The 8,563-nt window shown below is 71.1% G+C and carries 7 protein-coding genes; 6 read left to right on the top strand and 1 reads right to left on the bottom strand.

The annotated features are described in order from the left end of the window. Nucleotides 1-246: 246 nt before the first annotated feature. A complete protein-coding gene (gene hutH, locus RIN80_RS24745) occupies nucleotides 247-1,785 on the top strand; it encodes a histidine ammonia-lyase (RefSeq protein ID WP_309097861.1) in 1,539 nt (512 codons plus the stop codon). Between the two features lie 75 nt (nucleotides 1,786-1,860). Here the strand turns inward: hutH and RIN80_RS24740 are convergent, their stop codons facing one another. Further along, nucleotides 1,861-2,175, bottom strand: coding sequence for a hypothetical protein (locus RIN80_RS24740; RefSeq protein ID WP_309097859.1), 315 nt, complete (start codon nucleotides 2,173-2,175; stop codon nucleotides 1,861-1,863). Between the two features lie 109 nt (nucleotides 2,176-2,284). On the opposite strand from RIN80_RS24740, the gene RIN80_RS24735 reads away from it, so the two are divergent. From RIN80_RS24735 to RIN80_RS24715, 5 genes are all read left to right on the top strand, one after another. Further along, nucleotides 2,285-2,617 (top strand): hypothetical protein, encoded by a 333-nt coding sequence (locus RIN80_RS24735; RefSeq protein ID WP_309097858.1) that lies wholly within the window; start codon nucleotides 2,285-2,287, stop codon nucleotides 2,615-2,617. Between the two features lie 247 nt (nucleotides 2,618-2,864). After that, nucleotides 2,865-4,130: an Ig-like domain-containing protein gene (locus tag RIN80_RS24730; protein ID WP_375141804.1), complete on the top strand. Its 1,266-nt coding sequence runs from the start codon at nucleotides 2,865-2,867 to the stop codon at nucleotides 4,128-4,130. Between the two features lie 184 nt (nucleotides 4,131-4,314). Beyond that, on the top strand, nucleotides 4,315-5,787 hold the full coding sequence (locus RIN80_RS24725) for an ABC transporter permease (RefSeq protein WP_309097856.1): 1,473 nt from the start codon (nucleotides 4,315-4,317) through the stop codon (nucleotides 5,785-5,787). Nucleotides 5,788-5,835: 48 nt separating this feature from the next. After that, nucleotides 5,836-6,519 carry an ABC transporter ATP-binding protein gene (locus tag RIN80_RS24720; protein WP_309097855.1) on the top strand — a complete coding sequence of 228 codons (684 nt, stop codon included), beginning with the start codon at nucleotides 5,836-5,838 and terminating at the stop codon, nucleotides 6,517-6,519. A gap of 206 nt (nucleotides 6,520-6,725) precedes the next feature. Continuing rightward, nucleotides 6,726-8,563: S8 family serine peptidase (locus tag RIN80_RS24715; protein WP_309097860.1), on the top strand; the 1,838-nt coding region annotated here is incomplete at its 3' end.

Genomic DNA, 8,563 nt, shown 5'->3' with positions numbered 1-8,563 from the left:
GCGGCCCCGACCGGCTCGGGCGGTCCCCGCGCCCCGTGGTCCCCCCAGTGTCCCCTCCGGGCGGCCCCGGCCCCGGCCCCGGCCCCCGCGGCGGCCCCGGCCTCCGCGGCTCCGGGCCCCGCGGCCCCGGGCCCTCAGTCCCGCCGACGCCGCCGACCCCGCCGGTGTGACGAATTCGGTAAGGGGCGAACCCCGTCCCCAGTGGTGACATCATCGAATTCACTGCGTACGCTCCTGAATATGGATATGCACACTGTGGTGGTGGGGACGTCCGGGGCGACCGCGTCCGACGTGCTCGCCGTGGCGCGCGGCGGCGCCCGCGTCGAGCTCTCCGAGGAGGCCGTGGCCGCCCTCGCCGCGGCCCGCGAGATCGTGGACGCGCTGGCGGCCAAGCCGGACCCCGTGTACGGCGTGAGCACCGGCTTCGGCGCCCTGGCGACCCGGCACATCAGCCCCGAGCTGCGCGCCCAGCTCCAGCGCAACATCGTCCGCTCGCACGCCGCCGGCATGGGCCCCCGGGTCGAGCGCGAGGTCGTGCGCGCCCTGATGTTCCTGCGGCTGAAGACCGTCTGCTCCGGGCGCACCGGCGTGCGCCCCGAGGTCGCGCAGACCATGGCCGACCTGCTCAACGCCGGGATCACCCCGGTCGTGCACGAGTACGGCTCCCTCGGCTGCTCCGGCGACCTCGCCCCGCTGTCCCACTGCGCGCTCGCGCTGATGGGCGAGGGGGACGCCGAGGGCCCCGACGGCTCCGTACGCCCGGCCGCCGAACTGCTCGCCGCGCACGGCATCCAGCCGGTCGAACTGCGCGAGAAGGAGGGCCTCGCCCTCCTCAACGGCACCGACGGCATGCTCGGCATGCTGGTCATGGCCCTGGCCGACCTGGAGACCCTCTACCGGTCCGCCGACGTCACGGCCGCCCTGTCCCTGGAGGCCCTGCTCGGCACGGACAAGGTCCTCGCCCCCGAGCTGCACGCCATCCGGCCGCACCCGGGCCAGGCCGCCAGCGCCGCCAACATGCTGGCCGTGCTGAAGGGCTCGGGCCTGACCGGGCATCACCAGGACGACGCCCCGCGCGTCCAGGACGCCTACTCGGTGCGCTGCGCCCCGCAGGTCGCCGGTGCCGGACGGGACACCGTCGCCCACGCCCGGCTGGTGGCCGACCGGGAGCTGGCCGCCGCCGTCGACAACCCCGTCGTGCTGCCCGACGGGCGCGTGGAGTCCAACGGCAACTTCCACGGGGCGCCGGTCGCCTACGTGCTGGACTTCCTCGCCATCGCCGCCGCCGACCTCGGCTCCATCGCCGAGCGGCGCACCGACCGGCTGCTCGACAAGAACCGCAGCCACGGCCTGCCACCGTTCCTCGCCGACGACGCCGGTGTGGACTCGGGCCTGATGATCGCTCAGTACACGCAGGCCGCGCTGGTGAGCGAGCTGAAGCGGCTCGCCGTACCGGCGTCCGCCGACTCGATCCCGTCCTCCGCCATGCAGGAGGACCACGTCTCCATGGGCTGGTCGGCGGCGCGCAAGCTGCGCACGTCCGTGGACAACCTCACCCGGGTCCTCGCCATCGAGCTGTACGCCGCCACCCGCGCGATCGAGCTGCGCGAGGGGCTGACCCCGGCGCCCGCGACGCAGGCGGTCATCGACGCCGTACGGGAGGCCGGGGTGCGGGGTCCCGGCCCCGACCGGTACCTGGCGCCCGACCTGGCCGCGGCGGACGCGTTCGTGCGCGACGGGCGGCTGCTCGCGGCGGTGGAGGCGGTCACCGGGCCGCTCCGGTAGGACGGGCCGCGCGACAGGAGGGGCCCTGCCGTCCGGCGGGCCCCTTCGCCGTCCCCCGCCGGAGCCCAAGTGCGGTCAGAGACCGAGGCGTTCCCGGCGGACCGAGTACACGACGAACCCGGCGCCCAGCGTGAGGCAGAAGGTCCCGCCGATCACGTACGGCGTGCTGTCGAAACTGCCGGTGTCCGCGAGACGGGTCCCCGGGACGGAGGCGTCCGCGGTCGTGGCCGCGATCCGGGCCTGCTCCGTGACCTGCGGTGACGGGCTCGCCGAGACCGCGTCTCTCGCCGGGGAGTCCGACGTCGCGTTGGCGGACGGGACGAACCACAGGGCGCCCAGCAGGGTCGCCGCTGCGGTGGTGGTCAGCAACGGACGGCGAGCGGATGACACGGAATATCGATCCCCTTGTGACGTCGGCGAATTGGCCGTGTGGGGCGATGTTAGTGAAAGGCGCGGGTCACGGGAAAGTCACGGGAGGCCTTGGCCGTACGCTCCCGCCATGAGCACTCCAGAGACATCACGATTTGTCCGGCTTCGAGTGGAGCTCGTTCTCGCAGTCGAGGACCCCGCCGCGATCACCAAGGCCGCACTCGGCCGGATCGCCGGCGACGCCGGGATGCCCGCGGCGGAGCGGGCCCACGCCGAGGACGCTGTGACGGAAGACACCGCGGAGGCCCTCGCCTATCTCGTCGACCCGTTCGACCTGGTCAGCGAGGTGCCGGGGATCGAGCTCCAGCAGGCCTCCTGGAGCAGCGAGCGGACCGACTACGACCCCGATTCGCCGGACTGGGACCTCGACGAGGATGATGGCGACGACGACAGCGACGGCTGACCGCCCGGAACCGCGTGACCCCGGGCGGCAACCGCCGCCCGGGGTCCTCGCGTCTCAGGCGGCGCGCGACCGCACCCTCAACGCCCGGCACCGTCCGTCACGGACGTGGTGATCCCCACACCTGCGCCACCTGGGGAACCGGGCGAACCGGTCGTAGCGTTGAAAGTTCTCGACGGGGACTCACGAGCCCCGGCGGGGGCACTTGGTTGGTGACGGGGGCCACGGGGTTTTGGGGAAATCGGCAACGATGGAGAAGCGTGTGATGACGGTCAGTAAGCGGCGCAAGGGCCTGACGGTCGCGTCCGCACTGCTCGGCGGAGTGCTGATGCTCTCGGCCTGTTCCGGCGGCGACGACAGCGCCTCCGGCAGCGACGGCGGTGACAGCTCCCAGTCGAAGGTCGACGAGGCCGCGGCCGAGAAGACCTCCGAGGCCCAGATCAAGATCACACCCAAGGACGGCTCGAACAACGCTTCGATCAACAACTCGGCCACCGTCACCGTGAGCAAGGGCACGCTCACGGACGTCAAGATGACGACGACCGACGGCACCGAGGTCAGCGGCCAGATATCCGCCGACAGGAAGAGCTGGAAGCCCAGCACGCAGCTGGAGCGCTCCACCACCTACAGGCTGGCGGCCGAGGCGAAGGACGCCGACGGACGCGTCGCCCACGAGAACGCCTCGTTCACCACGGTCTCCCCGGCCAACAGCTTCATCGGCAACTTCACGCCGGACGACGGCACCACCGTCGGCGTCGGCATGCCGGTCTCGATCAACTTCGACAAGGCGATCACCAACAAGGCCGCGGTCCAGAAGGGCATCACGGTCAGCACGACCAGCGGCCAGGAGGTCGCCTGCCACTGGTTCAACGCCAACCGCATGGACTGCCGGCCCGAGGACTACTGGAAGGAAGGCTCCACCGTCACGCTGAAGCTCGCGCTCGACGGTGTCGAGGGCGCCGAGGGCGTCTACGGCGTCCAGCAGAAGACGGTCACCTTCAAGATCGGCCGCAACCAGATCTCCTACGTCGACGCGAAGACCAAGCAGATGAAGGTCACGCGGGACGGCAAGGTCGTCCGGACGATCCCGATCTCCGCGGGCTCGCCGGAGAACAAGACCTACGAGGGCGTCATGGTGATGTCCGAGAAGTTCAAGGAGACGCGCATGAACGGCGCGACCGTGGGCTTCACGGACGACGACGGCAAGGGCGAGTACGACATCAAGGACGTGCCGCACGCCATCCGCCTCTCCAGCTCCGGCACGTTCATCCACGGCAACTACTGGGGCGCGAAGTCCATCTTCGGCAACGCGAACACGAGCCACGGCTGCGTCGGTCTCCAGGACGCCAAGGGCGCGGACGACCCGAACACGCCGGGCGCCTGGTTCTTCAACAACTCGATCCTCGGTGACGTGGTCGTCGTCGAGAACACCGGCGACAAGACCATCGCGCCGGACAACGGCCTCAACGGCTGGAACATGAACTGGGCCGACTGGAAGGCCGGCTCGGCCGTCTGACGGTCCTTCGGCACCGCCCGCGCGGAAGCCGCCGCCCGCCCCCGCCCCGGGGCGGGCGGCGGCTTGCTTTTCTTCCCGGCCGCCTCGGGCTTTCCCCGGCCGCTTCGGGCTTTTCCGGCCCCTTCTCATCCCGCTCTTATGCGCGGCTCAAGCAGTCATCACGGACCGTCCCTAGCTTGCCGCCATGTTCTTCACCTATCTGCGGCGCGAGTTGCGCCGCCGCGGGAAGGCGGCCCTCGTCGTCGCCTCCGGACTCGCGCTGGGCATCGCGCTGGTCATCGTCGTCACCTCCGTCTCCGCCGGCATGAGCACGGCGCAGGGCAAGGTTCTCCAGTCGCTCTACGGGCTGGGCACGGACATGACCGTCACCAAGGCCGCGGCACCGTCGGGCACCGGCACCGAGCGGCCCCGCTTCCGCTTCGACGCGCAGGACGACGGCTCGGGCGGCGAGCAGAGCAGCGACCGCGTCATGGTGCAGGGCTTCCAGACGCTGGCGAGTTCGACCGTGGGCGAGGTGGCCGCGCAGGACGGGGTCGCGGACGCGGTGGGCGGGCTGAGCCTGCAGGTCGTCAAGGTCAGTGGCGAGTTCACCCGCGGCCGCGTCCAGCAGGACGGCAACGGCGGCCAAGACGGTGACCAGGGCAGCAGTCAGGGCGGCGGCCCGGGTGGGGTGCAGCCCTCGCCGCAGGACCGGATCCAGGGCGGCGGCGCCGACTTCGACGTCAACAGCTACTCCGTCTACGGCACCGACGTCACCGAACCGGCCCTCGGCCCGCTCACCTCCTCCCGGATCACCAGCGGCCGCACCTTCAAGACGAGCGAGACCGACGCCGAGGTCGCCGTGGCCGACGCGTCGTACGCCAAGGAGAAGAAACTCAGGACCGGATCCACGGTCACCATCAGGAACACGAAGTTCGAGGTCGTCGGCATCGCCACGGCCGACAGCGGGGACGCCGCCGCCAACCTCTACATCCCGCTGCGGCAGGCGCAGACGCTGGCCGGCGCCAAGGACAAGGTCACCACGGTCTACGTGAAGGCCACCGACTCGCAGCGGATCGACAGCGTCAAGTCGGAGATCCGCAAGAACGTCCCCGGCACGACCGTCACCACCTCGGCCGACCTCGCCGACACCGTCTCCGGCTCCCTGTCCACGGCCTCCTCCCTCGCCACGAGCGTGGGCAGGTGGCTGTCGATCGTGGTGCTCGTGGCCGCGTTCCTGGTGGCGGGCCTGCTGACGTCCTCGGCGGTCTCCCGCCGGGTCCGCGAGTTCGGCACGCTCAAGGCGCTGGGCTGGAAGTCGGGCCGGGTGACCGGGCAGGTGGTCGGCGAGGCGATCGTCAACGGCCTGGTCGGCGGGGCGCTCGGCATCGCGCTGGGGCTGGCGGGCGCGTACGCGGTGACGGCCGTGAGTCCCACGCTGCAGGCGCAGTTGGGCGGGGGCGGTGGTGCCGGGGGCGGCTTCGGGGGCTTGCGGGCCGCGCCGGGCGGGCCGGGGGCGCGGCAGACCCTCGACGTCGCCCTCACCGCACCCGTCAGCCTGACGACCATCGCCCTCGCGGTGGCCCTGGCCGTGACGGGCGGCCTGATCGCCGGCGCGTTCGGAGGCTGGCGGGCGTCTCGGCTGCGACCCGCCGACGCTCTGCGCCGAGTCGAGTGACGCCCGCACGCCCGCACCCGAAGCACGAAGCCCGAACCAGGAGTCTCCATGTACGAACTGAGCGCCGTCACCAAGCACTACACCCGTTCCCGGGAAACCGTCCACGCCCTCGACGGCATCGACCTCACCGTCCCCGACGGCGACCGCCTGGTCATCCAGGGCCCCACCGGCGGCGGCAAATCCACTCTGCTGCAAATGCTCGGCGGCCTGGACCGCCCCACCTCCGGCCGGATCGTCCTCGACGGCATCGATCTCGCCGCCCTGCCGGAGGCCAGACTCACCCGCGTGCGGAGCGAGAACATCGGTTTTGTCTTCCAGTCCTTCAACCTGATCCCGACGCTCACCGCGCAGGAAAACGTCGAAACCGCCCTCGTCCCGCTCGGCGTCAAGCCGAGACAACGCCGCGAACAGGCCGCCGAGGCACTGAAGTCGGTCGGTCTCGGAGAACGCCTCGCGCATCTGCCCGGGGAGATGTCCGGCGGTCAGCAGCAGCGCGTGGCCATCGCCCGGGCCCTGGTGAAACAGCCGAAGGTGCTGCTCGCCGACGAACCCACCGGCAACCTCGACGAGTCGATGCGCGACGAGATCATGGACGTACTCGAACGCATGTGGAAGGAGCTCGGGCTCACCTTCATCATGGTGACCCACGACTCCGCCCTCGCGAAGAAGGCCCCGCGCCTGGCGACGATCCGCGAGGGCCGAATCACCGTCAAGGAGAACACGCGTGCGTAACACGACGTCCCTGTAACGGAGTTCCGGCGGCCGTGTAACAGTCAGCCGACGGAATTCTTACTCTCCTCTCATCTATTGAGTGCCTGATCACCCGTCGGCATACTGCGTATTCCGGGGGGTGACGCGCATGCGTACGAGACCACCCCCGGCCGGGTGAACGGGGAATTCGCCCGGTACTTCTGCAAGGGGGAAACTTGCGCAGACAAGTGAAAAGGGCGTGCGCGGCCACGGTCGCCACAGCGGCAGCCGTGGCCCTCGCGGCGGGCATGACCAGCCCGGCGTCGGCCGACGGCGAGCGGACGGGCGCGGCCGCCAAGCCGGCCTCGCTCACCGCCAAGCACCACATCACGCTGATCACCGGCGACCGGGTCTCCCTGGACGCCAAGGGCCGCGTGGTCGGCCTGGAGCGGGCCAAGGGCCGTGAGGACATACCCGTCCAGGTCCGCAAGGTCGACGGTCACACCCTCGTGATCCCGGCCGACGCGGCCCGCCTCGTCGCCACCGGCAAGCTCGACCAGCGTCTCTTCGACGTCACCGAGCTCAACAAGTCCGCGACCCGCAAGGCCCAGAAGAAGGGCCTGAAGGTCATCGTCGGCTACCAGGGCAGCGCCGCGGCCACCAAGGCCGACGTCCGTGACGCGGGCACCCTGAGCCACACGCTGAAGACCCTGAACGCCGACGCGGTCCAGACGCCGCAGGCGGACACCCCCGAGCTGTGGGACGCCGTCACCAACGGCGACCGGACCGCCTCGGGCATCGCGCACGTCTGGCTCGACGGCGTCCGCAAGGCCAGCCTCGACAAGTCCGTCCCGCAGATCGGCGCCCCCAAGGCGTGGTCGGCCGGCTACGACGGCAAGGGCGTCAAGATCGCCGTCCTGGACACCGGTGTCGACGGCACGCACGCCGACCTCAAGGGCCAGGTCGTCGACGCCAAGAACTTCTCCACCGCGCCCGACACCACCGACAAGGTCGGCCACGGCACGCACGTCGCCGCCATCGCGGCCGGCACCGGCGCGAAGTCCGGCGGCAAGTACAAGGGTGTCGCGCCCGGCGCGAAGATCCTCAACGGCAAGGTGCTCGACGACGCCGGATTCGGCAGCGACTCCGAGATCGTCGCCGGCATGGAGTGGGCCGCCGCGCAGGGCGCCGACGTCATCAACATGAGCCTGGGCGGCCTGGACACGCCTGCGATCGACCCGATGGAAGCGGTGGTGAACAAGCTCTCCGAGGAGAAGGGCGTCCTGTTCGCGATCGCCGCCGGCAACGAGGGCGACTTCGGCGAGCAGACCGTCGGCTCCCCGGGCAGCGCCGCCGCGGCCCTGACCGTCGGCGCGGTCGACGACAAGGACGTGCTGGCGGACTTCTCCAGCCGCGGCCCCGGCATGGACGGCGCCCTCAAGCCCGACGTGACCGCGCCCGGCGTGGACATCACCGCGGCCTCCGCCCCGGGCAACCTGATAGCCCAGGAGGTCGGCGAGAAGCCGGCCGGCTACATGACCATCTCCGGCACGTCGATGGCGACCCCGCACGTGGCGGGCGCGGCGGCGATCCTGAAGCAGCAGCACCCCGAGTGGAAGTACCCCGAGCTGAAGGGCGCCCTCACCGGCTCCACCAAGGGCGGCAAGTACACGCCGTTCCAGCAGGGTTCGGGCCGCATCCAGGTCGACAAGGCCATCAAGCAGACCGTCGTCGCCGAGCCGGTGTCGGTGAGCTTCGGCATCCAGCAGTGGCCGCACACCGACGACAAGCCGGTCACCAAGCAGCTGACGTACCGCAACCTCGGTACCGAGGACGTCACGCTGAAACTGGCGTCGACCGCCACCAACCCGAAGGGCCAGGCCGCCCCGGCCGGCTTCTTCAAGCTCGGCGCCACCTCGGTGACGGTCCCGGCGGGCGGCAAGGCCTCCGTCCCCTTCACCGTCAACACCAAGCTGGGCGGCACGCTCGACGGCGCGTACTCGTCGTACGTGACGGCGACGGGCGGCGGCCAGACGGTGCGCACGGCGGCGGCGGTGCAGCGCGAGGTGGAGTCGTACGACGTCAC

Origin of the sequence: Streptomyces sp., assembly GCF_031181705.1 — a bacterium.
In the GTDB taxonomy this organism is placed as follows: Bacteria; Actinomycetota; Actinomycetes; order Streptomycetales; family Streptomycetaceae; genus Streptomyces.
Note: the sequence above shows the minus strand (reverse complement) of the source record. Positions and strands in the feature narration are given on the sequence as shown.